Annotated in this window: 20 protein-coding genes and 1 pseudogene; 12 read left to right on the top strand and 9 right to left on the bottom strand. The window is 68.2% G+C overall.

Annotation, left to right across the window (positions count from 1 at the left end; all coding sequences use genetic code 11):
* Positions 1–6 precede the first annotated feature (6 nt).
* From ACIBGM_RS05060 to ACIBGM_RS05035, 6 genes are read right to left on the bottom strand one after another with little or no spacing between them, the layout of a single operon-like run.
* Positions 7–1,365 (bottom strand): hypothetical protein, encoded by a 1,359-nt coding sequence (locus ACIBGM_RS05060; RefSeq protein ID WP_396384538.1) that lies wholly within the window; start codon positions 1,363–1,365, stop codon positions 7–9.
* Complete coding sequence (locus ACIBGM_RS05055) at positions 1,362–2,150, bottom strand: amidohydrolase family protein (protein ID WP_396384537.1); 789 nt, start codon at positions 2,148–2,150, stop codon at positions 1,362–1,364. The genes ACIBGM_RS05060 and ACIBGM_RS05055 overlap by 4 nt, the downstream gene beginning before the upstream one ends.
* Entirely contained in the window at positions 2,147–3,280 is a 1,134-nt protein-coding gene (locus ACIBGM_RS05050) for an amidohydrolase family protein (RefSeq protein ID WP_396384536.1), read from the bottom strand. The genes ACIBGM_RS05055 and ACIBGM_RS05050 overlap by 4 nt, the downstream gene beginning before the upstream one ends.
* Positions 3,273–5,720, bottom strand: a complete 2,448-nt coding sequence (locus ACIBGM_RS05045; protein WP_396384535.1) for a heparinase II/III family protein — start codon at positions 5,718–5,720, stop codon at positions 3,273–3,275. The genes ACIBGM_RS05050 and ACIBGM_RS05045 overlap by 8 nt, the downstream gene beginning before the upstream one ends.
* Complete coding sequence (locus ACIBGM_RS05040) at positions 5,717–6,772, bottom strand: Gfo/Idh/MocA family protein (protein WP_396384534.1); 1,056 nt, start codon at positions 6,770–6,772, stop codon at positions 5,717–5,719. The genes ACIBGM_RS05045 and ACIBGM_RS05040 overlap by 4 nt, the downstream gene beginning before the upstream one ends.
* Complete coding sequence (locus ACIBGM_RS05035; RefSeq protein WP_360519678.1) at positions 6,769–8,094, bottom strand: sugar ABC transporter substrate-binding protein; 1,326 nt, start codon at positions 8,092–8,094, stop codon at positions 6,769–6,771. The genes ACIBGM_RS05040 and ACIBGM_RS05035 overlap by 4 nt, the downstream gene beginning before the upstream one ends.
* Positions 8,095–8,287: 193 nt before the next feature.
* Here ACIBGM_RS05035 and ACIBGM_RS05030 point away from each other — a divergent pair, with 193 nt between their 5' ends.
* The 7 genes from ACIBGM_RS05030 (at position 8,288) to ACIBGM_RS05000 (ending at position 15,098) form a co-directional block, all read left to right on the top strand.
* Positions 8,288–9,175 carry a carbohydrate ABC transporter permease gene (locus ACIBGM_RS05030; RefSeq protein ID WP_396384533.1) on the top strand — a complete coding sequence of 296 codons (888 nt, stop codon included), beginning with the start codon at positions 8,288–8,290 and terminating at the stop codon, positions 9,173–9,175.
* The gene (locus ACIBGM_RS05025) at positions 9,175–10,035 is read left to right on the top strand and encodes a carbohydrate ABC transporter permease (protein ID WP_360519674.1); all 861 of its coding nucleotides are present in this window, start codon (positions 9,175–9,177) and stop codon (positions 10,033–10,035) included. Before ACIBGM_RS05030 ends, ACIBGM_RS05025 begins: the two co-directional genes overlap by 1 nt.
* A 61-nt stretch (positions 10,036–10,096) precedes the next feature.
* A complete protein-coding gene (locus tag ACIBGM_RS05020) occupies positions 10,097–11,623 on the top strand; it encodes a hypothetical protein (protein WP_396384532.1) in 1,527 nt (508 codons plus the stop codon).
* On the top strand, positions 11,620–12,441 hold the full coding sequence (locus ACIBGM_RS05015) for a fumarylacetoacetate hydrolase family protein (protein WP_360519670.1): 822 nt from the start codon (positions 11,620–11,622) through the stop codon (positions 12,439–12,441). The genes ACIBGM_RS05020 and ACIBGM_RS05015 overlap by 4 nt, the downstream gene beginning before the upstream one ends.
* Entirely contained in the window at positions 12,438–13,265 is an 828-nt protein-coding gene (locus tag ACIBGM_RS05010) for a 6-phosphogluconolactonase (RefSeq protein ID WP_396384531.1), read from the top strand. Before ACIBGM_RS05015 ends, ACIBGM_RS05010 begins: the two co-directional genes overlap by 4 nt.
* The gene (locus ACIBGM_RS05005; protein WP_396384530.1) at positions 13,258–14,001 is read left to right on the top strand and encodes a sugar isomerase domain-containing protein; all 744 of its coding nucleotides are present in this window, start codon (positions 13,258–13,260) and stop codon (positions 13,999–14,001) included. Before ACIBGM_RS05010 ends, ACIBGM_RS05005 begins: the two co-directional genes overlap by 8 nt.
* Positions 13,992–15,098: an N-acetylglucosamine-6-phosphate deacetylase gene (locus ACIBGM_RS05000; protein WP_396384529.1), complete on the top strand. Its 1,107-nt coding sequence runs from the start codon at positions 13,992–13,994 to the stop codon at positions 15,096–15,098. Before ACIBGM_RS05005 ends, ACIBGM_RS05000 begins: the two co-directional genes overlap by 10 nt.
* Before the next feature lie 10 nt (positions 15,099–15,108).
* On the opposite strand, the pseudogene ACIBGM_RS04995 reads toward ACIBGM_RS05000, so the two are convergent.
* A pseudogene (locus ACIBGM_RS04995) lies at positions 15,109–15,893 on the bottom strand (aldo/keto reductase).
* 86 nt (positions 15,894–15,979) lie between these two features.
* On the opposite strand from ACIBGM_RS04995, the gene ACIBGM_RS04990 reads away from it, so the two are divergent.
* Entirely contained in the window at positions 15,980–17,395 is a 1,416-nt protein-coding gene (locus ACIBGM_RS04990) for a glycoside hydrolase family 6 protein (RefSeq protein ID WP_396384528.1), read from the top strand.
* A 98-nt stretch (positions 17,396–17,493) separates the two neighbouring features.
* Here ACIBGM_RS04990 and ACIBGM_RS04985 read toward each other — a convergent pair whose 3' ends face one another.
* Positions 17,494–18,348, bottom strand: a complete 855-nt coding sequence (locus tag ACIBGM_RS04985) for an SDR family oxidoreductase (protein ID WP_360519660.1) — start codon at positions 18,346–18,348, stop codon at positions 17,494–17,496.
* Positions 18,349–18,472: 124 nt separating this feature from the next.
* On the opposite strand from ACIBGM_RS04985, the gene ACIBGM_RS04980 reads away from it, so the two are divergent.
* Positions 18,473–19,375 carry an AraC family transcriptional regulator gene (locus ACIBGM_RS04980; protein WP_360519658.1) on the top strand — a complete coding sequence of 301 codons (903 nt, stop codon included), beginning with the start codon at positions 18,473–18,475 and terminating at the stop codon, positions 19,373–19,375.
* Here ACIBGM_RS04980 and ACIBGM_RS04975 read toward each other — a convergent pair.
* Positions 19,362–20,411: a helix-turn-helix transcriptional regulator gene (locus tag ACIBGM_RS04975; RefSeq protein WP_360519656.1), complete on the bottom strand. Its 1,050-nt coding sequence runs from the start codon at positions 20,409–20,411 to the stop codon at positions 19,362–19,364. The genes ACIBGM_RS04980 and ACIBGM_RS04975 overlap by 14 nt on opposite strands.
* 145 nt (positions 20,412–20,556) lie before the next feature.
* Here ACIBGM_RS04975 and ACIBGM_RS04970 point away from each other — a divergent pair, with 145 nt between their 5' ends.
* The 3 genes from ACIBGM_RS04970 to ACIBGM_RS04960 all read left to right on the top strand — a co-directional run bounded on the left by ACIBGM_RS04970 (position 20,557) and on the right by ACIBGM_RS04960 (position 23,058).
* Entirely contained in the window at positions 20,557–20,997 is a 441-nt protein-coding gene (locus ACIBGM_RS04970) for a cupin domain-containing protein (RefSeq protein ID WP_360519654.1), read from the top strand.
* Positions 20,994–21,368, top strand: a complete 375-nt coding sequence (locus ACIBGM_RS04965) for a DUF1304 family protein (RefSeq protein ID WP_396384527.1) — start codon at positions 20,994–20,996, stop codon at positions 21,366–21,368. The genes ACIBGM_RS04970 and ACIBGM_RS04965 overlap by 4 nt, the downstream gene beginning before the upstream one ends.
* Before the next feature lie 151 nt (positions 21,369–21,519).
* Entirely contained in the window at positions 21,520–23,058 is a 1,539-nt protein-coding gene (locus ACIBGM_RS04960) for an alkaline phosphatase D family protein (RefSeq protein ID WP_396384526.1), read from the top strand.
* Position 23,059: the final 1 nt, after the last annotated feature.

The following is a 23,059-nucleotide window of genomic DNA, read 5'->3' as shown; positions in this document are numbered from 1 at the left end:
GCGGGGTCAGTCGAGCTTCTCGGTGAGCAGCCGGAACTGCTGGCGGGGCCGGCCGCCGCCGGTCGAGCGGGCCGGCGGCACTGGCCAGGCCAGGCCGGCCTCGACCAGTTCCTTCAGCATCCGGCGGCCTGTCCGCGGGGTGACCTGCATGATGTCGGCGACGCTCTCGACGTCCACGACGATCTGCTGGCCGACGTCCGACGGGGTCGCTGCCGCGATCGAGCTCACGATCTCGTACGCGCGCTGGTCGACCGGCGAGATGAGATCGAGCGCGACTGCCGGAGCCGCCGATGTTGCGGGCGGCAGTTCGGTCCGGCCGGTCGTGCCGTCCAGGTAGACCGCGACCTTGCCTTCCCGGCTGACCGAATCCTCGACGGCCATCAGCGCGTTGGCCTCGGCAGCCCGCGCGGTCTGGCCTGCTCCGGCGCCGACCGCCACTGGCACACCGAGCTGCGCGGTCAATGCACCGAGGAACGGCGCGACGGTGAACTGCTCGGTCAACCGAACAAGCGAGCCGTGCGTGGTGGTGACGAGGAACAGCGTGTCGGAGCGACGCGCCACCGTCGCCCCCACCTGCCGCGCCTCGGACAACAACTTCTGATGGGTCAGTACGGCGAGCTCCTGCTGCCAGTAGTCGCCGGACTCGGCCCGCGACGACCCGGTCGGAATCAGCTGTACGGCGATCATCGCAAGCTGGTGTGCACCCATCCGCGTGCCCTGGCCGAGCAGCACCGCCGTCTCGAGCGCACCACGCACACTCGACCGGGTCGGCGCGATCCGCAGCACCGGAACGCCTTGTGCCCGGAGCTCGCGTTCGACGGAGAGGATCGTGGTCAGCGCCAGCGTCGTCCCGTCCTGCTCCCACTTCTCCCGGTGGAAGGCCGCGAATCCCGCCACCGACTCGGGTCCTTCGTACGGGATGTCGTAGACGTCGGCGGTGTCGAGGCCGATCTCGCCGTACGCCTCCTCGACGTCGTCGGCTGACAACGAGTCGATGCTCACCCGGCTGAGGTCGACGTCGTCGACAGTCAGCGATGCTCGGAGCAGGGCGGCGTACAGCGCGGCGCCGGTTAGCGGCAGGTGGGTTGACGGGACCGTCAGCCAGTGGCCTGCCGTGGCGAGGTCGAACACCCACGGTCCGGGGAATACGGCCGAGTCGATCCGGTCCCGCAGCTTGAGGTACCGCTCTTCGGCTTCGTTCTGGTCGTCGTACCCGCCGGTCACGAACTTCACGCCGTGCGGAGAGCGGTCGGCGAGCTGCTGCCCGACCTCTGCCATCGTCTTCACCAGCTTGCGCGGGCCGAACAGCCCGACGGTGACCGGTGGCAGCCGCTCACCAGCCGCGGAAAACGCTTCTTCACTCATTGCTCAACCTCTGGAAGTGGTCGCCACCGGAACAGTCTGCGGGCGTTCCCGCTCAGAACATCTTGACGTTGACCGTCGGTCAGCGGCGCACACACCACTCGGCCGAGAGACATCCGCTGGTCGATGAACGGGAAGTCGGAGCCGAACAGCACCCGCCGGCTGCCGACCCGCTCGACCATCTCCATGATCAGCGGCCCGGTCATCTGCGAGCCGCACACCTCCAGCCACAGCGACTCGTGCCGTACGGCGGCCTCGATCGACTCGTCCACCCCGGCCGGCGTGATCCCGGCGTGCCCGAGGATCACGGCCGCGCCCGGGTACCTCGTTGCGACCGCCTCGAACATGGGCGGAGCGTCGTACGCCGACTGGTGCTCGGAGTGGCTGAGCACCGGGCAGCCGGCCGCCTCGGCGAACTCCCACACCGGTGCGTATCGCGAGCCGGTCACGGGGTATCGGTGGAGTGTCGGGTGCACCTTGATCCCGACGAACCGGTCGTCGTCCGCGAGCCGCTTCAGCTCGCGCTCGGGGTCCTGCCAGGGGTTGATCACCGCGTAGGCCGCGATCCGGCCGGGGTGGGCGTCGACTGCGGCGAGGGCATGGGTGTTGCCGAGGTGGGCGTCCTGCTGGATGGCGCGGTTCGCCGCGACGACGGTGACCTCGGTCCCGGTGCGGTCCATCACGCCGACCATCGCGGCGGCGTCCGGCTCGGGGATGTAGAACAGCGAGTACGGCCCCAGATGCGCGTGGACGTCGATCACCCCCCGCTGCGGCCGCCGGCCGATCACGATGGCCCTCCGACCTGATCCGCCAGCGCGCTCCAGTCGCCCGCCCCGACGCCACGCGATCCGCCCCCTGCCCCGTCGCCCCCGCCTGCGCCCCGGCGATCCGCACCGCGCCCATCAGCACCGCGTCCATCGGCACCGCGTCCATCCGCATCGCGCCCGTCTGTGCCGCGGTCGTCTGCGCCGCGTCTGTCAGGGGCGCGTCTGCCTGCACCGCGTTCGTCTGCGCCGCGTCTGTCAGGGGCGCGTCTGCCTGCACCGCGTTCGTCTGCCCCCCGTCCGTCAGGGGAGCGTCCGTTTGCGCCGCGGGCGTCTGTGCCGCGTGCGACTGCGTCGTGGCCGTCTGTGTCGTGGTCGGCTGTGTTGCGGTGGTTTGTGGGGACGCCGAACAGGCGGGTTGCGGTGTTGGCGCCGATTTGGGTCACGGTGTCGTCGGTGAGGCCGGACCAGGCGAGGCGGATGATGCTCTCGCCTGGGTCGCGTAGTCCGAGCCCGGTCGCGAATAGGAGCCGGTCAGCCAGTTCGTGGCGCGCCAGCCACTCGATCGCCTGGTGACCGGCGAAGTCGACCTGGTCGACGTACAGGTTGCCGTGATCCCGCATCGCCGCCCACAGGTTGCGCAGTTGGCGGTAGCCGAGGCTGGAGAGCACGATCGGCAGGGTGGGGAATCGCGTGGCGATGTGGTCGAGGTGGTTCCAGTCGATCTCGGTGAGGTCGACGCACAAGGGCAGCCCGTGGGAGGCGAGGCCAGCGTAGAGATCGTGCATGGCGCTGTGCATGGGCGAGTATCCATGCGACCGCGGATACAACCGGAACGCCGCGACCCCGTCGGCTACCGCCTGTTCGACCAGACCGTCCAAGGAGTGCAGCTCACCTGGAGTTGGCGGTACCGCTGTCCAGCAAGCCAGTACGCCGCGGTCCGCCAGGCTGTGCGCGACCGCACTCGCCTCCGCGTTTCCGCCGATCGGATCGTGCAGCCAGGACGCCATCGAGCTGACGAGTGCACCCGACATCGCGTACTTGTCCAGGTGAGCCGCGATCGAATCTCGGTCGGTGGGCGGCAGCAGTGACGCCGGATGCGCACCGGTCACGATGCGGGCGTCGAACCACCCGCTGGTCACCTCGTCACACATGACGCACCCCCTCGATGGTCCAGCGGCCGGCGTACGGCAACGTCAGCTGCGCCCACCCCTCGTCGTCACTCTCGGCCGCAATCGGTACGCCGTCCAGCCGCAGCACGTCACCTGGCCGGACCCACAGCCCGCACCGTCCCGAGCTGGTCACCTCGAGCCGCAGTCCGCCGTCGACAACCGTCGCCTCGACATCCACCTCCGCCGCACTCCGCATCACCACCTGATCGCCGTCACGCAGCTCCCGCAGCCGCCAACCAGTTGCCCACGACAACTTCTCGTTGACTGTCCGAACCCAGCTGGACCCGTCGATCCGGTCAACCGTGCTCCCGTGATCAACCTCGAGCCTCGCTCCCACCTGTGTCACCCGAACCTCAGCCGCCTCAGCTCCCTCATGCGGAACAAGCACCGTTGTGAAGTCCCCGCAATCGCGCGTCAGCACCAGTGAGTGCAGCGGCCCGTACTCCGCCACCCCCTGGCCAACCGGCCGCCGGGCAACCCCCTCAACCAACTCGACGCCGGCTCCACCGGCCTGGTCGGGCCCGGGCACCTGGTGGGCGCCGGCCCGGTCGGCCGAGTCGACGCCGGCCCTGTCAGCCGAGTCGGCGCCGGTTCCACCGGTCTGGTCGGGCCCGGGCGCCTGGTGGGCGCTGGCCCGGTCGGCCGAGTCGACGCCGGCCGTGTCAGCCGAGTCGGCGCCGGTTCCACCGGTCTGGTCGGTCGCTGGCGGCTGGTGGGCGGCGGCTTCGATTAGTAGTAGGCCGGGGCCGTCTGGTGGTGAGGCGTCGTATGTGAGTGGGCCGAGCTGGCGCCAGGGATGCAGTGCTTGCCAGCAGGCGCGGAAGACGTGATCGTCGGCCGGAGCGCGGTCGGAGATCACCACGAAGGCCGGCTCCTCGCGGACCATCGCGATCGTGCGCGACTGCGGCAGGCCGTTCCCGTGGTGGCGGCCGTTGAACACCGCGACGTGCGCGGTGTCGACGAGCGGGTCGACAGTCACACCGCGATCAGTACCCAGCTCCCGATCGTCCACCAGCACGGTGTTGTGGCCCCGACCCGACTGGTACCAGGTCAGGTACTCCGGATCGTCATAGCTCGGCGGACCACCTGCCTCCCACAGCAGCGGCTGCCCCCAGCCCTCCAGGACCAGGTCGAGTACGGCGCGATGCGAATGCGACTCCAACTCGTGCTCGATGTGCGGACCGTAGTTGATCACCGCACGCAGTTCGCCACCGCGAAGGATCACGTAGCCGGAATCGGCGAGCACGGTGGACCGTGCGGGCTGCGGCACCGGCAGGTCAGGAGCCGTCGCAAGCGCGTCCATCCACCGCTGCTGCCTGGCCGTGTCCTCCCATGCCGGCAACATCGCCGCCTCGGTGGCGAACTGCGCAGGCGTCAGCCATTGCGCGGCGGTCCGCACCAACGCTGGGTTGTCGAGCACATAGCCGCCGCGGAGCAGACTCAATGCCGGCCACTCGATGTGGCTGTCCTGCAGGTGTGGAATCCAGCCCTCGGCAGATGCCAGCTCGCACAACCATTCGTGCATCGCCGTCAGCTTCGAATGCTCAGCGAACTGCGGATCGATCATTGCCGCGGTCTGCAACGCCGTCAGACACATCTTGTGATAGCCGGGGGAGCGCTCGTAGTGCCCGCCGTCGCCGTACACATCCAGCAGCAGGTGCTCGTGGATCCGCTCCCGTGCCCGCGACGCCCAGCTGTCCGCCTCGACCAGCTCAGGCAGTACGGCGCTGAGGTGCAGCAACTCGGTCGCGCACACGAGCTGCCAGTTCCCGTGCCGGAACACGTCGTGCTCGTCGTACGCCCATCGAGCTCCGCCGACCAGAGTCGCAACCAGTCGGCCCCACACCCGATCCGAGAGCGACGAGCTGGTCAGAACCTCCAACGTAGGCAGGAGATTCCGGCAGCGAGCCCACGTGCCGAGCGAGTACCAGATGACGTCCAGGCCCGGCCACTCGCCGGTCACCGAGTCACGCTGCGAGAACCAGTCGTCGAAGTGCTGCTCGAAGGCCGTGAGGTACCGATCGTCGCCCGTCAGCAACCACGCCTGGATCCCGGGAGACAGCCAGCCCAGGTAATGGAAACCGTACCGTCGGGACCGCCCCTCTTTGCGCCCGGTCACGTCCACACCCCTGAGCAACGGACTAGCCGCCGCAAGCACCTCATCCACCGCAGGCGAGGATCCAGTCTCATCGCTGCGACGGAACGAGACACCAGGCCCATCGACGCCCGACCGGAGCGCGTCGGCCCACTCCGGTAACGGCCAGGCGGGCCTCCGCATCCGCTGGGCCACGAACGCCCGGAGACTGCCGAGGTCGTCGACGCCGGTGGGGGCTCCAAACGCCTTGATCAGGTCGTCGGTGCCGATCCGGTTGATCCGGCCGTCGATGTGCCGCGGCTTCTCGGGACTCTTGATCGTCGTCATCCGTTCCCCGGGTCGGCGAGCATGGAGACCTCGACGGGTTGCCGGGTCTCGATCGAGGTGTGGGCGGCCTCGAGTACGGCTGTCACGTTCCGGCTGCTCTCGATGGTGATCAATGGTTGTGTGCCGGTGCGGCAGCAGTTGATCCAGTGCGCGATCGCGTCGGCGTACGCGCCGGCCGGGATGCCGTGCATCACCCGTTGCAGCATGTTCCTCGGGTAGGCGTAGCGATCAGGTGTCGCCAGTACGACGCTTTCCTTCTGCCGATCGAGTTGCACCACACCCTTGTCCGTGATCACCGAGACGTAGGAGTCCACCGTGGTCGGGAACGTGTTCGGGTAGATCCACGCGGACTCGAACGTGGCCACCGCGCCGCGGGAGTACTCAGCCTGGATCTGGATGGCGTCCGGGGTCTCGATGCCGAGCGAGCGCAGCTTCCCCCACCGGGCGGTCGCGTACACCCGTCGAACCTGGTCGCGCAGCAGCCACGACACCAGGTCGACGTCATGGCTGGACAGGAACCAGGCACAGGTGGTCCGGTCGGCCCAGGACAACATCTCGGTCGGCACGAAGATGGTGTCGTCCTTCCGAGCGTACGCGACCGCAGCCTCACCGAGGTCCGCCAGCAGTTCGTGGGCCTGTGCGTAGGCGGGAACCCAACGGTGGTTGAACAAACACATCGCCACGACACCGTGCGCGCGGATCGCCTTGACCGCAGCATCCGCCTCCGCGACGGATGTGGTCAGCGGCTTCTCCACCAGGATGTGCTTCCCGGCCTCGGCGGCCCGGACCATCATCTCGCCGTGCAGATGGTCCGGAGTGGTGAGGACGACGGCGTCCACGGCGTCGTCCTGCAGTAGCGCGTCGAGGTCCGGATAGATCGCCGGCTGTGGAGCGCCGCGGCCCTGGATCTCGTCGGCCAGCCGTTCGGCGCTGTCCGCCGAGCGGCTGGTGACGGCCGTGACCTCGACCTCGGGCAGACCGGACAGGGACAACGCGTTACCGCGTCCCATGATCCCGGCGCCGACGATGCCGATCCGGATGGTGCTGCTCATTTGCTGCCCTTCGCGAGCGTCTCGTTCCAGGCCTTCTCCGCCTCGTCCAGGGCAGCCTTGGCCGGCTTGGTGCCCGACATGTACGCCCGGATCTGGTCGTCGAACAACTTGCGCAGTTGCTCGTCATTCCCGGAGCCGAGGGAGGCGTCCACGCTGTTCTTGAACGTGCCCAGCAGGATCTTGCGGGCCTGGTCGGCCGGCGTGCTGCCGCTGATGTCGGTGAAGAACGGATCCGCCAGCGCCTTCAGCGACGACGGGTAGATCGGCACCAACTTGCACAGTGCGAGTTGCTGCTCGGGCGCGGTGACGAACCTCAGCCACGCGGCTGCGGCGGCCTGGTTGTCCGACTTTGCCGGGATGGTGACGATCTGCTGGCCGGACATGTAGTACTTCCCGTCCGCCCCGGTGACCGGCGGGCCGACCACGATCGAGCCGTAGACGGCCGGCGAGTTCTTCTCGATGTTCAGCAGGCTGCTGGACACGGCCGCGGGGTTGAACGCGATCTGCTTGTTCTCCAGCGACTGCGGGAGCTCACGCGGATTGGCGCCCAGGCTTCCGGGCGCGATCGCGCCGGCGTCGAAGAGCGGCTTGAACTTCTCCACCAGCGCGAGCGTCTCGGGAGTGTTGAACGCGGCCTTCTTCTTGTCCGGTGAGAGCAGTGGGATGCCGTTGGCCTGGACGACGGCGGAGTAGGCCATGAAGTTGGTCGCCGACTTGCCCGTGGCGTTCTTGTACGCGGTGGCCAGCGCGAGCGCGTCGTCGTACGTCTTCGGTGGTTTGGCTGGGTCGAAGCCGGCCTTGGCGAGCAGGTCCTTGTTGTAGAAGGCCAGCGACGTGCCGCCGTTGTACCAGGGGATGGCGACTCGTTTGCCGTCGACAACGAGTGGGTCGGAGAGGTTGGTCGCGTAGTCGGCCAGCTCTTCCTTGCTGAACAGGGAGTTCAGGTCGGCCAGCGAGCCGGCGAACAGTCCGGTGGTCGCGGACGTGATGTTGACCGCGTCCGGCACCTTGCCGCTGGCGAGCGCGGCGAGCAGCTTGGTGGTGATGTCCTGGCCGGGCACGTCGACCCACTTGATGGTGACGTCGGGGTGCTGCTTCTCGTAGGCGTCGATCCACTTCTGGATGTCCGGCCCGTAGTTCTTCTGCAGGTTGATGGTCCACCACTCGACCTCACCGGAGTACGCGTCGCCCGACTGCTCGGGCGCGTCTCCGGTGGCCGGGTTGCCGGACACACAGGCGCCCAGGGTCAGCGACAGCCCCAGGGCCATGGCGAGCGTGGGGACCAGCCGGCCCCGCAGCAGGGATCGTGTGCTTCGCGCCATGGCGAGCTCCTCGGATCGGCGGAATGTCCTAAACGGTGCTTCCAGACATCATGGTCGTCGAGCGAGCTCGCGATAGTCAACTCAGTGCTGTGGAAAAATTCCTTGGAGTTACGGCTGGCGACCGGCTGTCGATGTGAGCTACGGTCTTCTCCATCGCAAATCCGTAAGCCGGGTTTCAGACGCGAAGGGCGGCATGCCTATGTCGGGTCTCAGCGGCCGAGTCGTCGGCCAGCGCTGGTACACGCCGTACGTCTTCATGCTGCCCGGGCTGCTGCTGTACGTCGCGATGTTCGCCTGGCCGGCGCTGATCGCGGTCCAGCTCGCGTTCTCCGACTACGACATCGTCCACCCGATCCAGTGGTCGGGGCTCGACAACTTCGCCCGGCTTGTGGACGACCCGCGGGTCTGGCTCGCATTGCGGAACTCACTGCTGTTCGTGGTGATGTTCCTGCCGCTGACCGTGGTCGCGCCGCTGTTCCTGGCCATGCTGGTGAACGTCAGGCTGCGCGCGATCCAGACGTTCCGGATGCTCTACTACCTGCCGGTGATCACGTCGATGGTGGCCGTCGCGGTCGCCTGGAAGTACGTGTTCAACCGCGAGGGCGTCGTCAACTGGCTGCTCCAGCTGGCCGGGCTCGGACCGATCGACTTCCTGCTCGACCGGCACTGGGCGCTGCCGACCGTGGTCCTGCTGGAAGCCTGGAAGAACGCCGGCCTGTTCATGATGATCTACCTGGCCGGCCTGCAGGCGGTGCCGTCCGAGCAGCTGGAAGCGGCCACGATCGACGGTGCGAACGGGCGGCAACGGCTCTGGCACGTGATCGTGCCGTCCTTGCGGCCGACGTTCGCGGTCACCCTGATCCTCAGCATGCTCGAGGCGATGCGCGCCTTCGAGTCCGTCTACGTGCTGACTCGCGGCGGTCCGCTCGACTCCACTCTCACCCTCGGCTACTACATCTGGTCGAAGGCCTTCGAGGACTACGACATGGGCTACGCCAGCTCGGTAGGCCTGGTGCTGTGGGCGATCATGATCGTCCTCGCCGCGGTCAACCTGCTGGTGACCCGCAGGAAGGACGTCTGATGGCGGCCCGGCGACTGTACCGGCAGACGCTCCGACCGAGCCGGCAGACGGTACGGCGGATCGGGTTCTACATCCTGCTGATCGCCGTGGCCGCGCTGTTCATCGGCCCGTTCCTGATCCTGCTCAGCTCGGCGATCAAGCCGGCCACCCAGGACGTGTTCGGGTTCCCGCCGGACCTGATCCCGCGCCCACCGGTGCTGGACTGGTTCCGGGAGGCGTGGACGACGATCCCGTATGCCCGCTTCCTGGTGAACTCCCTGATCTATGTGGGGATCACGATCCCGGTCTACCTGGTCGTGTCGGCGCTGACGGCGTACCCGCTGGCCCGGATCGCGTTCCGCGGCCGCGGCCTGTTCTTCATGCTGTTCCTGTCGATCATGTTCCTGCCCGGTGAGCTGATGCTGATCCCGCGGTTCCTGGTGATGAGTCAGCTCGAGCTGACCGACACCTTCGCGTCGGTGATCCTGCCCGCGATCCTGTCCTCGCTCGGGATCTTCCTGCTCCGCCAGGCGTTCTCGCAGATCCCGGACGAGATCGTCGAGGCGGCCCGGGTGGACGGCGCGAACGAGTTCGCCATCTTCTGGCGGATCGCCGTGCCGATCGTCGCGCCGACGCTGGCGGTGCTCGCGATCCTCGGGTTCGTCTCGGTCTGGAACAGCTTCATCTGGCCGATGGTCGTGCTGACCAGCCAGTCCAAGTTCCCGATCGCACTCGGTATCGCCTACCTGAGCGGTGTGGCCGGCACCGATGTGCGCGGGCTGGCGGCCGGCACCGTGATCTCGCTGATCCCTGTCATCGCCGTATTCCTCCTGCTCCAGAAACGCATCCTCGACAGCATGGGCGGCGCCGTCAAAGGCTGACCGCCGTACCGCCGCCCACCTCCTCCCCCGCCCACCCCCTGTAAGCAAGTGAGGCCATCAGATGACCCCGCACATCACCAGACGCACACTGCTGCTGGGCTCCGCCGCCACCGGAGTCCTCGCCTGGACGGGCACGTCCGCCGTCCCCGCTTTCGCCGACGCCCTCGTCTACGACTCACCCGAGGCGTTCGACGCAGCCCAAGCCGCCTACCTCGCGACCAACGCCCAACACAACGAAGCCGGCCTCTACGCCTGGGGCGAGTCCTACTTCCTGCTCGGCCTGCTCAGGATGTACGAGGCGTACGGCGACCTGCGCTACCTGCAGACCTTCGAGCAACGGGCCGCCCACGTGCTGGCGACCACCGACGAAGGCAGGGGAGTCACCGACTACCTCGGCCGATCGGGCAAAGTCTGGCGCACCGCCGGCAACTACACGGCCGGGCACGGTGTGCTCCCCGACAGCAGCGGAACCGCCGCTATCCAACTCCGCTGGGCCGGCGCGCGGTCGGCCGAGTCCACCGCGGAGGTAGCCAACCCCTCCGGCGCCACCTTCGACCTGATCCTCCGCAACCCCGGCACAACCGCCGTCGTCACCCTGCGTGGCGTCTCGCTCGACCCATCGGCTGCGTCGTACGTCGTGACCGCGGTCAACAACGCCTACACAGCGGGGCTGCGCTGGACCGCCGTCGACCTGAGGACGTCGCCGGCGGCGGCCAACCCGCCAAGCCCGCGGACGATCACCTTCCAGCCGCAGTACTACGTGTTCGCCGTGCACACCGGGATGGTTGCGTTCCCGCTCGCGCGCTACGTGCGGATGGTGTTCAAGTCGCCGAGGCTGAGGCGTGCCGGGCGGATGCGGAAGGCCCTCCAGTTGCTGAGCGCGGTTCGCGAGTCCGTCGCGTTCCACGACTCCGAGTTCGTCGCCCGCGCGGACGGCTCCGGCGACTACGTCTGGCCGAAGGGCGCGCCCATTCCCTTCGACGGCACGATTCAGCCCTACAACCAGAGTCATGGGCTCGGTCAGGCGCTGGTGGAGCTGTACCGAGCGACGGGGGAACAGCGCTACCGCACCAAGGTCGAGCAGATGCTCAAGGCGTACCGGGTCGCCCTCACCCTCGGAGCCGACGGCGCCTACGTCTGGCCGTACTGGCCGCCGCACAGCGAGTTGTACGCCGGATACCCGAAGACCGCGGGTGTTTCGGAGTACACGCCGTCGTACCCGGCGTCCCGGCAGATCGAGGACATCAGTCATGCGGCGATCAGTCTCGAGTTCGTCCAAGCGGCCTACGAGGCGGGCATCGACGACGGTCTGGCGGCGGACGTCCAGCGGTTCACGGCGACGTTCACGAAGAAGGTGATCCGGTCGGCGACCGAGGTCTGGCTCCGCGTCGACGGTACGACGGACGCCGTACCGGCCAATGCGGTCCAATGTGCGCGTTGGGGTGCTTACGCTGAACACGATCCACTCGTCTACCAGCAGTCCCTGCGGGTGTACGACGCCGTACAGCTCGTGCCGTCGCAGGGGTCGCACGCACTCGGGATCGCGTACTTGAACTGGGCCAAACAAGGAGCTTGGAGGAAGCAGTGAAGTTTCTGCGTGTCCATACCGACGAGGGTCTGCGCGACGCCGTGCTGACCGACGACGGCCGGGTGGCGACGATGCCGGGGGAGGCCGAGGCGTTCGATCTGGCCCGCCTGCGGGAGCGTGGCGCTGCGGCCGTCGACGCGGTGCCGTTCGAGGACGTGCGCCTTGCCGCGCCGCTCAGTCCCGGCAAGATCGTGTGTGTCGGGTTGAACTACGCCGACCACGCGGCCGAGGGCGGTCAGGAGGCGCCTCCCGAGCCGATCCTCTTCATGAAAGCGCCCGACACCGTGGTCGGCGCGCACGACGACGTGGTCATCCCGCGCGGCAGCGAGAAGACGGACTGGGAGGTAGAGCTCGGGGTGGTGATCGGGCGTACGGCGTCCTACCTCGAGACCGACGCTGAAGCGCTCGAGCATGTCGCCGGCTACGTGCTGGTCAACGACGTCTCCGAGCGGCACTACCAGCTCGAGCGCGGCGGTCAGTGGGACAAGGGGAAGAACGCGCCGACGTTCTGCCCGCTCGGCCCGTGGCTCCTGACCGCCGACGAGGTCCGCGATCCGCAGACGATCAAGCTCGGCCTCGACGTGAACGGCGATGTGCTGCAGGACAGCTCGACCGCGGAGATGATCTTCGGAGTCGCGTACCTGGTCCGCTACATCTCCCAGTTCATGGCGCTCTACCCGGGCGACGTCATCAGCACCGGCACACCGGCCGGGGTCGGCGCCGGACAGAAGCCACCCCGCTACCTGAAGGAGGGCGATGTACTCCGGGTCTGGGCCGACGGGCTCGGCGAACAGCACACCAGGCTGACCTCTGCATGAAAGTCGAGACCTGGCCGGATCCTAGCGCCCTGGGAGCGGCCGCGGCAGCTGCTGCGGCGGAGTCTTTGCGGCGGACGATCGACGAGCAGGGCACGGCCCGGCTCGTGCTGGCGGCTGCGCCGAGTCAGCTGCACACGCTCGCGGCGTTGGCCGTTGCTGAAGGCATCGACTGGCGACGGGTCGAGGTGTTCCACATGGACGAGTACGTCGGATTGCCGCCGGACGCGGAGCAGAGGTTCGGCCGGTGGTTGCACCGGCACTTCGTCGAGCTGGTGCCCTCGGCTCCACCGGTGCAATCGACGGCCGAGCGGCCCGCCGAGCTCGTGGCTTCGACTCCATCGGCAAAGTCGGCAGCCGCGGGGCCCGCCGGCCGAGTGAGTCTGGCGGTGATCGATCCCGACGGTGGGGCGGAGCCGGCGGTGGAAGCGGCCCGATACGCAAAGCTGGTGTCGGCCGCGCCGGTCGACATCGTGCTGGCCGGGATCGGGGTTAACGGGCACCTGGCGTTCAACGATCCGCCGGCGGACTTCGCGACGACGGACATCGTCCAGGTGGTCGCCTTGGACAACACCAGTCGGACGCAGCAGGTCGACGAAGGTTTGTTCCGCGCGCTGGACGACGTACCGACACATGCGTGGACGTTGACTGTTCCGTTCCTGTTGTCGGCTCGGGAGATCTTCTGCATGGTGTCCGGGTCGGCGAAGAGGGAGGCGGTACGGCGGACGTTGGCCGGGCCGGTGGATCCCGCCGTACCGGCGACAGCGTTGCACACGCATCCGCGGACCCGGCTGTTCCTCGACCAGGAGGCGAATCCCGATGGGTGAGTACCTGACCGCGATCACGGAGCTCCTCGGGCGGATCGAGGTGGAGGAGAAGGACTCCATCAGCGCGGCGGCTGCGCTGATGGCTGATCAGGTTGCGGCTGATCGGCTGATCCAGGTGTACGGGCCCGGTGGGCACTCGAACCTTGCCGCGCAGGAGATCTTCTTCCGGGCCGGGGGACTGATGCACGTGTCGGCGCTTCTCGACGAGGGGACCTTGCTGTCGAACGGTGCGCTCCGGTCGATGGCGGTCGAGCGTACGCCGGGCTACGGTCGCATCGTGGTCGAGAACGCGGGGCTCGGGTCGGAAGATCTGCTGATCCTGGTCAACGCGTACGGGATCAATGCGGCGCTGATCGACGCGGCGTTGACGGCGAAGGAGCGGGGCGTTCGGACGATCGGGGTGAGTTCGCGGCAGCATGCTGAGCAGACCGCGACGACCCATCCCGCACGGCATCCGACTGCCGCCAATCTCCATGATCTGGTGGATGTTGCCGTGGACACCAAGGTGCCGATTGGGGACGCGGTGATCCAGGTGGGCGGGCTGGCGGAGCGGGTGGCTGCGGTGTCGACGTTCGCCAACGCGTTCACGCTGAATCTCATGGTGGTGCAGACGATCGAGCGACTGGTCGAGCTCGGCGTCGTGCCACCGGTCTGGCGTAGCGGAAACGCACCAGGGGGCGACGAGGCCAACGCGCAGTTCGTCGACCGCTTCCGGAACCGAGTGCCATGGCTCTAGTCGGCCGCGATCCCTGGTCCGGCCAACACCTGCACGTCGAACACGCCGACGGCCGCGTCAAGGCGATCCACCGCGAGTCCACGGACGGCGAATCCGACGACGGGGTGCCGTGGATTGGGCCGGGGTTGGTTGATCTTCAGGTCAATGGGTTTGGGGGGTTTGATCTGAATGGGGACGAGCTAGGCGTTGAGACGGTTGTCGGGTTGTGGGAGGTGCTGCGGCGGGTCGGGGTTACGACGTTTGTGCCGACCTTGATTTCCGGGAGTGTGGAGCGGGTTCAGTGGGCTGTGGGAGTGGTGGCGGAGGCGCGGCGGCGGTACGCCGAGGTGGGTGCGGCCATTCCGTTCGTGCATCTGGAAGGACCGCATATCTCGGATCAGGACGGGCCGCGTGGGTGTCATGACGCGCGGTTCGTGCGGCCGCCGGATCTCAGGGAGTTCGAGCGGTGTCAGCGGGACGGGCTTATCGGCCTGATCACGATGTCGCCGCACTGGCCGGGTAGCGCGGAGTTCATTGCGGCGGTGCGGGCTACCGGGACGCGGGTGGCCATCGGGCATACGCATGCCGACACCGCGCAGATTCGTGCTGCGGTGGACGCCGGGGCGCGGTTGTCCACCCATCTCGGGAACGGGGCGCACGCGCAGTTGCCACGGCATCCCAACTACCTCTGGGCGCAGCTCGCCGACGACCGACTGGCCGCCGGGTTCATCGCCGACGGGCACCACCTCCCACCGGAGACGTTCGTGGCGATGGTCCGCGCGAAAGGGCTCGAGCGCTCCTTCCTGGTGTCCGACTCGGTGGCGGTCGGTGGCCGACCGCCGGGGTGCTACGAGTCAGCCGTAGGCGGTGACGTGGAGCTCACCGAGGACGGGCGATTGCTTGTCCGCGGTACCCCGTACCTTGCCGGCGCGGCCGCTCCGCTGAAGGACGGGGTGGCCTGGACAGCCAAGATGTTCTCGTTGCCGGAGGCATTGACTATGGCGACCACGAACCCCGGCCGCATCGTCGGCGGTACGACGGGTCAGCTGCGACCGGGGACGCCGATGTCGAGTGTGGTCACCTTCCGCTGGAGGGACGGCAGGTTGGACTTCAGCTGAGCAAGCCGGTTCAGGCCGTCCGTTCGATGGTGTCGCCGAGAATCGTGTCGATGGCGTCGAGCAGGTCGGGATCGAGCTTGATGCCGGAAGCGGCCGCGGAGTCGGCCAGCTGTGCAGGCCGCGAGCCGCCGACGATCGCCGCCGAGATCCCGGGCTGCTGCAGCACCCACGCGATCGACAGTTGCGCGAGCGACAGGCCGGCATCGGCCGCGAGCGGCTTGAGTCGCTGGATCCGCTCGAGCAGGTCGTCGTACAAGAGTCGTTCGATGAACTCGGACCCGGTCGCATCGGTCGCTCGGGATCCGGTGGGCGGCGGCTGCCCGGGCATGTACTTGCCGGCCAGCACGCCTTGCGCCAACGGCTGGTATCCGCGGACCACTCGGACACCCCGACGTACAGGACCTTGGCCTGCCTGATCAGGTCGTCGAACGCCCGCAGTGTCTCCTCCAAAGGCGTGTCGTCGTCGTACCGATGCGCCTGGTACAGGTCGATGTAGTCGGTCCCCAGCCGTCGAAGCGTCACGTGCGCAGCCTCCATCATGTGCTTGCGCGACAGCCCGCGCTCGTTCGCGCCCGGGCCGGTCGGCCAGTACGACTTGGTGAGGATGTCGACCGACTCCCGCCCCCGCGGTGTCGAAGGTGGTGATCCCGGCGTCGAGGGCGCGCCGTAGGGCAGAATCTGGGAGCGCTTCCAGCCAAGAGTGTCGACACTTCGAAGGTGCACTGTGAATCCCTGAAAGTGAACTGAGTAACCCAGAGTGCGGTCTTGACGGCCGGCGTGAACAGTCGGCAGCATGCCTGTGACACCGCCATCGACGCGGTCAGATTGAAAGCGCTCCCGGACTGTCTTCCGCCCCTTCACGAGACAGGAGAGCAGCACTCATGAGATGGATCACCCGCGGCTTACTGGCGGCCGCGCTCGCCCTCGGCGTGGTCGTCCCGGCCACGACACCCGGCGCCGGCGCGGCGACCGAGCTCATCAAGAACGGCTCCTTCAGCAGCGGTACGACGAACTGGTGGAGCGCCAACGCCCCGATCAGCGTCGACGCCGGTCAGCTGAAGGCTGTCGTCCCCGGCGGTACCGCGGAGCGGTGGGACGCGATGCTCGGCCAGAAGGTCCCCGCCTTCCCGATCCACCAAGGCCACCGCTACGTCCTGTCCTTCGACGCCCGCGCCTCAGCGCCTCGCGAGATCCGGACAACGGTCCAGGTCAACACAGCGCCGTACACGTCGACGCTCGACAAGCTCCTGACCGTCGGCACGGAGACGCAGCGGTTCGCGTTCGGGTTCACCGGCTCGCTGGAGACCGCGCAGGCCGAGCTCACCTTCCAGCTCGGCGACCACGCCACCGGCTACACGATCTGGTTCGACAACGTCTCGCTGGTCGACAACTACGCCAACGTGGCCGGGAACCCGGTCTCGCTGACCAGCGGCTTCTACGTCGACCCGAAGTCCAACCCGAAGGACTGGGTGGACAAGAACCCGGGCGACACGGCGAACACCATCAACGCGGCGATCGCGTCCAAGCCGATGGCCCGCTGGTTCGGCAACTGGAACGCGAACATCGCCGACGCCGTCAACAAGCACGTCGGCCCCGCCGACGCTGCGGACAAGCTGCCGATCCTGGTCGCCTACAACATCCCGGACCGTGATGCCTGCGGTGAGCACTCCGGCGGCGGGGCCGGGACACCCGAGGCCTACCGCGAGTGGATCACGACCTTCGCCGCGGCCATCGGCAGCCGGCCGGCGCTGGTGATCCTGGAGCCTGACTCACTCGGCGACTTCCAGTGCATGGAAGGCGAGGAGGAAGCGACCCGCACCGCGATGCTGAGCTACGCGCTCCAGCAGTTCAAGGACTTCGCGCCGAACACCTGGGTCTACCTCGATGCCGCCAACTACGGCTGGGGTACGACGGGTGGCACGACCCCGCAGGCGATGGCCGAGCGGCTGACCAACGTCGGAGTCGCCAACGCGCACGGCTTCTCGGTCAACGTCTCGAACTACTACGACACCGCGAAGTCGGTTCAGTACGCGGGCTGGATCAACGATCACCTGGCCACGCAAAAGCCGTTCGTCGTCGACACCAGCCGCAACGGCAACGGCCACAACGGCGAGTGGTGCAACCCGCCGGACCGCAAGCTCGGTGCGACCACGCAGCTCGGTGGCGGGGCGGAGATGGTGCTGTGGGTGAAGGTGCCTGGTGACTCCGACGGCGACTGCGGTATCTCGGACCGGCCGGCCGGCCAGTTCGGTCCGGAGCTGGCGATGGCGTTGATCACCGGGGACAGCACCCCCTAGCTGACCGGGCCCGAGTGGGCCGTCCCGTCGGCTCGGGCCCGGTCGTTCGGCGCTGGTACGACGTACGGTGGACAGGCGCCCGTACGTCGTACCAGCTGCTACTGCTTCAAGGCGGCGGCGATGGTGTCCGCGATCGGCGTGGTCGGGCGGCCGATCAGGCGGCTGAGGTCGCTGCCGCGGCCGGCCAGTAGGCCGCGCTCGATCGCCGCGTCGACGTCGACCAGGATCCCCACCATCGGCTCCGGGACGCCGGCGCCGCTCAGGATGCCGAGCAGCACCTCACCCGGAACGTTGTTGTGGGCAACGTCCTTCCCGGTCTGCCGGGACAGCTCGGCGGCGTACTCGGCCAGCGTCCAGGACGTGTCGCCGTTCAGCTCGTAGGCCTTCTTCTCGTGGTCGTCACCAGTCAGTACGGCGGCTGCCGCGGCGGCGTAGTCGCGCCGGGACGCGGACGCGATCCGGCCGTCACCCGTCGCGCCGACGACACCGTGCTCGAGGTGGACGGGCAGCTGCTGGGTGTAGATCTCGGTGTACCAGCCGTTGCGCAGGAAGGTGTAGCTCAGGCCGGAGTCGAGAATGGCCTGCTCGGTCGCCTTGTGGTCCGCGGCCAGGTCGAAGTCGGCCTCGGGTCCGCCGAGGACGCCGGTGTAGGCGATCCGGGCGACGCCGGCCGCCTTCGCGGCGTCGATCACGGCGGTGTGCTGAGCGATTCGGCTACCGACCTCGCTGCTCGAAATGAGCAGCACGGTATCGCCGGCCTTGAACGCCGTGGCGAGACTGGCGGGGTCGTTGTAGTCGGCCATCCGGATCTCGACGCCACGGGCCGCGATGCCGGCGGCCTTCTCGGCGTTCCGCACCGCGGCGACGACCTGGTCGGCCGGGACGCGCTGCAGCAGTTCGTCGATGACGAGGTGGCCGAGCTGGCCGGTGGCGGCGGTGACGACGATGCTCATCCGTTCTCCTTTTGGTTGATCGTTGTATCACCAACAGCGTAGGAGCCAGGAGGAAGCGGTTCTATGTCTATCTAGCGCTGGTTTATGTCTGATCGTCTTGCGTGGGACGCGTATCATGAGAGGTATGGATGTTCTCGCTGATGTGCTGGCCGCGATGCGGTCCGGTCCGGCCACGTCCGGGCGGACCGAGGTGCGTGGCCCGTGGGGGCTGCGGTTCCCCGAAGCGCCGACAGCAGCTTTTCACGTGATTCACCAGGGGACGTCCTGGCTGCTGGCGCCAGACGAGTCACCGCTCGCACTCGGGCCCGGCGACGCGGTCCTGCTGCCGCGCGGACTCGAACACACCCTGGCGGATCACCCGGACTCGCCGGTCGTCGACTTCGATCCCGACGACATCCCGACCGGCGGCGACGGGGCCCGCTCGCTCCTGCTCTGTGGTGCGTACCGGCTCGATCGCCAGCGCCCGCACCCTGTTCTCACCAACCTGCCCGAGGTCGTTCACGTCCCGGCCGATCCAGGCCGGCACCGGACCCTGCACACCGCGATCGGGATCCTCGGCGAGGAGCTCGACGCGAACCGGCCGGGGGCGGCGGCCGTCGTACCGGCGCTGGTGGATGCGCTTCTGGTGCTGATCCTTCGTGCCTGGCTGGAGGACCGGCGGTGCCCGACCGAGGGCGGCTGGTCGCGGGCGCTGACCGACACCGCGGTCGCGCAGTCGCTCGAGTTGATTCACTCCAAGCCGGGCGCCAACTGGACCGTCGCGGATCTCGCTTCGGACGTCGGGCTGTCCCGCGCGGCCTTCGCCCGGCGCTTCACCGAAGCCGTAGGCGAGCCGCCGCTGACCTACCTGTCCCGCTGGCGGATGACGACGGCCGCGCGCCTGCTGCGCGACCACGATCGTCCGCTCGCCGCCGTGGCCAAGGAGATCGGGTACACCTCGGAGTTCGCGTTCGCCAAGGCGTTCAAGCGCGATTTCGGGATCGCCCCCGGCGCCTACCGCAAGCAGCCGGCACTCAGTGGTACGTGAGGTCGTCCGGTCGTAGCGTCGCCACCAGCTCGCCCCGGCTGCGGACACCGACCTTGGCGAACGCCGCCTTCAGATGGTCCTGCACTGTGTGCGGCGAGATCGACAGCCGGTCGGCGATCTCCGCGGTGGTGTGACCGGAGATCACCTCGAGGCAGATCTCCCGCTCCCGGCTGGTCAGTCCGTACGCAGCCAGCAGCATGCCGACCAGGTGACGGCCGGATGCCGGCTCGATCGTCACCACGACTTCGGACTGGTCGTCGTCGCTGATCAGCCGGCTGCCCTGCAGGACCACCCAGCCGCCGGTCGCGGTCTGCACCCGGGCCTGGAACGACCCGGTCGCAGCGGCCAGCGTCCCCGTCACCACAGCGCGCAGCAAGGTGGTGAACCGGCCGGGCGCGATCTCGTCCAGCGCGTCCTGCCAGGTCTGCGCGGCCGGCGTGACCGCGCGGGGCTCGCCACCCGGCCCGGTCACCACGATCGACGGTCCGACCCCTCCTCGATACCCGTGGGCATCGGTACGGACCGCCACTCTTGTCGCTGCGCCGATCGCCGGCGCCACCGACCCGAGGAACTCCATCTCGCGATCGGTGAAATCCGTCCCACCCCGGACGAACCCGGCCGCGCCCCAGCAGTCCCCGTCGACGACGAACGCCGCCCGCAGCTCGTACTCGATCCCGAGCGGTCGCCAGACCTCGTTGAGCCGCCGGTGCCGGACGACCTCACGGTATGGCAGGTCGGACAGCCGGGCCACCGGGTACGGCCGCTTGGCCAGCTCGGCGAACGAGTTCGGGTTGTCCGCGGCGTACTCGGTCTCGGCCAGCATCGGTTCGTACTCCGCTGGGATCTTCACCCTGCCGCTGGTCATCGAACTGATCACCAGCGTGCCGGGATCCATCGACATCCAGCAGGTCAGGTCGTCGCCGATGACCTGCTGCAGCACCTCGATCGCGGCCGCGTGCAGTTGGGCGACGCCCAGTCCTGACGTCGCCAGTGCCGCGATGTCGCGCCGCGCGGCTCGCGCCCGGCCCTCCCACATGGGCTCAGTATGCGCCGCCGCCGACCGCCCGCCTATCCCCGAAATGTGGGGAATCGGCGCCCGCCACGAGCCCAGCCGGACGGGATGGTTCCCGCTGCAGAGCCTTCCTACGGTCGGCTCAAACAACCCAGCAGGGGAGGACATCATGACTGAATCGGTGCACCTGAGCACAGCCGGCACGGGCGCGGAGTACGTCGCTCCGGACGCCACCGTCACGGTGAAGGTCGGCAGTGAGCACACCGGCGCGCAGTACGAGATCTTCGAGATCGACGCACCGCGCGGACCGGCCGCGCCGCCGCACAGCGAGACCTGGAGCAAGGCGTTCTATGTGCTGCAGGGCCGGATCCTGGTCCAGGCCGGCGATCAGGGCTACGACCTCGGCCCCGGCTCGTCGATCAGCATCCCGGCCGGAACGGTCAACACGTTCTCGGTGCTGACGCCGTCGGCGAAGTTCCTGGCCGTCAGCCAGACCGGGAAGATGGGCGACTTCTTCGCCGACCTGGCGTCCGTCGACCCGACCGACTACGCGGCGCTGGGCGAGGTGTCGAGCCGGCACGGGGTAACGCTCGCCGGAGCCCCGACGTGAGTACGGCGGCGCAGGTGCTGGCCATCGCGATCGCGGTGATGCTCACCGTGGTGTTCGTGATGGAGGCGATCCTCTACCGGAACCCGAGGCTGTACCCGATGTTCCTGACCAGGCCCGGCGACCTGGACGCGGTCCGGATGTGGACGGTCAACATGGGCTGGTACAACCTCACGACCGCGGCTGCCCTGGTGGCGGGCGTCGTACTCGTGCAGACCGATCATCTGCCGCAGGGCGAGGCCCTGATCGTCTTCACCGCCGCCCAGCACGTGTTCCTGGCCGTCGTCCTGGTGGTCTCGCAGCCCAAGCTCTGGCTCAACTCGCTGATGGAGGGGGTCCCTGCCGCGATTCTGCTCATCCTTGCCCTCAATTAGGCAGCTATGAACGGTAGGAAAGTTACACAAACTGTCTCACTATGGGTATCAAGCACCAAGCACGCACCACGCGCTCTCAAGGTTCCCCGGATGGCTCCGTTCGCTTCACCGTCCGGGGAGCCCACCGCCCTGAGTAGTGAAGGTGAGGCCCATGAGCCCAATCAGTCGCAGAACCCTTGTCTTCGGCGGACTTGCCGCCGCCGGAGTCAGCGCCCTCCCGGTCCGCTCCACCGTGATCGCAGCGACAGCGGCCGTTCCGTACCCGTTCCAGCTGGGCGTCGCGTCCGGCGAGCCGGATGCCAACAGCGTCGTGCTGTGGACCCGGCTGGCGCCATCGCCCCTCAATGCCGACGGTCAAGGCGGTATGGCGAACGCCAACGTCACCGTCGACTGGCAGGTGTCCACCACGGACACCTTCAGCACCCTCGTCGCGTCCGGCTCGGTCACCGCGGCGTACGCCGCCGCCCACTCGGTGCATGTCGTTGCCGGTGGCCTCAATCCCGACTCCGACTACTTCTACCGATTCCGTGCCCAGGGCCACCTCTCACCGGTCGGACGCACGCGTACGGCGCCCGCCGTCGGAACCAACGGGCGTGACCTGGTCATGGCGTTCTCCTCCTGCGCGCACTACGAGGAGGGCTACTACACCGTCTACCGCCGGATGGCCGAGGAGAACCCCGGTCTCATCTTGCACCTGGGCGACTACATCTACGAGTACGGCGCAGTGGCCGGCCGCACGCGGACACACGCGGGCACCACGGAGATCGTGACGCTGGCGGACTACCGTCGGCGGTTCGCGCAGTACAAGAGCGATCCGGATCTCCAGGCTGCGCACGCGGCCGCGCCGTGGATCGTCGTACCGGACGACCATGAGGTGGAGAACAACTACGCGAACATGGTTCGGGCGGACAGCACGCCGTCACTGACCACGGCGCAGTGGACGGCGCGGCGGACTGCGGCGTACCGGGCGTACTACGAAAACATGCCGCTGCGGCCTGCGCAGGCGAACAACGGCAACAGCATCCCGCTGTACCGTCGGCTGCGGTGGGGAAACCTCGCCACGTTCCACATGCTCGACACGCGGCAGTACCGCAACGACCAGGCGTGTGGTGACGGCTGGAAGGTGTGCTCGGACGCGGACCTGGCGTCGCGCAGCCTGCCCGGCAATGCGCAGGAGACCTGGCTCCTCGACGGACTCGCGCAGCACTACGGCACGTGGGACATCATCGGTCAGCAGGTGTTCTTCGCCCGGCGCTTCAACGCGAGCGGGGCCAGCATGGACTCGTGGGACGGCTACCGCGCGTCCCGGGCCCGGATCCAGCAGGGCTGGGTTGCCCGCGGCACCCGCAACCCGGTCGTCCTCACCGGTGACGTCCACCGGGCCTGGGCGAGCGACCTGAAGGCCGACTACAACAACGCGAGCTCGGCCACCATCGGCTCCGAGCTCGTCACCAGCTCGGTCACTTCCAGTGGCGACGGCGACGGCTCGACGACGATCCCTGACGTCGGGACCAACCCGTGGCTCAGGTTCTACAACAACCGGCGCGGCTACGTCCGTACGACGATCAGCCCGACCCAGCTGCGGGCCGACTTCCGCGCGGTCGCGAAGGTGTCGGAGCACGGCGCCGCCGCGTCGACGGTGAAGTCGTTCGTCATCGAAGAAGGCCAACCCGGCCTGCAGGCTGTGTGAG

The organism is Kribbella sp. NPDC050470, from assembly GCF_044458365.1.
Taxonomy (GTDB): domain Bacteria; phylum Actinomycetota; class Actinomycetes; order Propionibacteriales; family Kribbellaceae; genus Kribbella.
Note: the sequence above shows the minus strand (reverse complement) of the source record. Positions and strands in the feature narration are given on the sequence as shown.

Excerpts from the sequence above, each read along its gene's own strand:
- ACIBGM_RS05060 (WP_396384538.1), bottom strand. The coding sequence starts at position 1,365 with ATGAGTGAAGAAGCGTTTTCCGCGGCTGGTGAGCGGCTGCCACCGGTC.
- ACIBGM_RS05050 (WP_396384536.1), bottom strand. The coding sequence starts at position 3,280 with ATGTGTGACGAGGTGACCAGCGGGTGGTTCGACGCCCGCATCGTGACC.
- ACIBGM_RS05045 (WP_396384535.1), bottom strand. The coding sequence starts at position 5,720 with ATGACGACGATCAAGAGTCCCGAGAAGCCGCGGCACATCGACGGCCGG.
- ACIBGM_RS05040 (WP_396384534.1), bottom strand. The coding sequence starts at position 6,772 with ATGAGCAGCACCATCCGGATCGGCATCGTCGGCGCCGGGATCATGGGA.
- ACIBGM_RS05035 (WP_360519678.1), bottom strand. The coding sequence starts at position 8,094 with ATGGCGCGAAGCACACGATCCCTGCTGCGGGGCCGGCTGGTCCCCACG.
- ACIBGM_RS05030 (WP_396384533.1), top strand. The coding sequence starts at position 8,288 with ATGCCTATGTCGGGTCTCAGCGGCCGAGTCGTCGGCCAGCGCTGGTAC.
- ACIBGM_RS05025 (WP_360519674.1), top strand. The coding sequence starts at position 9,175 with ATGGCGGCCCGGCGACTGTACCGGCAGACGCTCCGACCGAGCCGGCAG.
- ACIBGM_RS05020 (WP_396384532.1), top strand. The coding sequence starts at position 10,097 with ATGACCCCGCACATCACCAGACGCACACTGCTGCTGGGCTCCGCCGCC.
- ACIBGM_RS05010 (WP_396384531.1), top strand. The coding sequence starts at position 12,438 with ATGAAAGTCGAGACCTGGCCGGATCCTAGCGCCCTGGGAGCGGCCGCG.
- ACIBGM_RS05005 (WP_396384530.1), top strand. The coding sequence starts at position 13,258 with ATGGGTGAGTACCTGACCGCGATCACGGAGCTCCTCGGGCGGATCGAG.
- ACIBGM_RS05000 (WP_396384529.1), top strand. The coding sequence starts at position 13,992 with ATGGCTCTAGTCGGCCGCGATCCCTGGTCCGGCCAACACCTGCACGTC.
- ACIBGM_RS04990 (WP_396384528.1), top strand. The coding sequence starts at position 15,980 with ATGAGATGGATCACCCGCGGCTTACTGGCGGCCGCGCTCGCCCTCGGC.
- ACIBGM_RS04985 (WP_360519660.1), bottom strand. The coding sequence starts at position 18,348 with ATGAGCATCGTCGTCACCGCCGCCACCGGCCAGCTCGGCCACCTCGTC.
- ACIBGM_RS04980 (WP_360519658.1), top strand. The coding sequence starts at position 18,473 with ATGGATGTTCTCGCTGATGTGCTGGCCGCGATGCGGTCCGGTCCGGCC.
- ACIBGM_RS04975 (WP_360519656.1), bottom strand. The coding sequence starts at position 20,411 with ATGTGGGAGGGCCGGGCGCGAGCCGCGCGGCGCGACATCGCGGCACTG.
- ACIBGM_RS04970 (WP_360519654.1), top strand. The coding sequence starts at position 20,557 with ATGACTGAATCGGTGCACCTGAGCACAGCCGGCACGGGCGCGGAGTAC.
- ACIBGM_RS04960 (WP_396384526.1), top strand. The coding sequence starts at position 21,520 with ATGAGCCCAATCAGTCGCAGAACCCTTGTCTTCGGCGGACTTGCCGCC.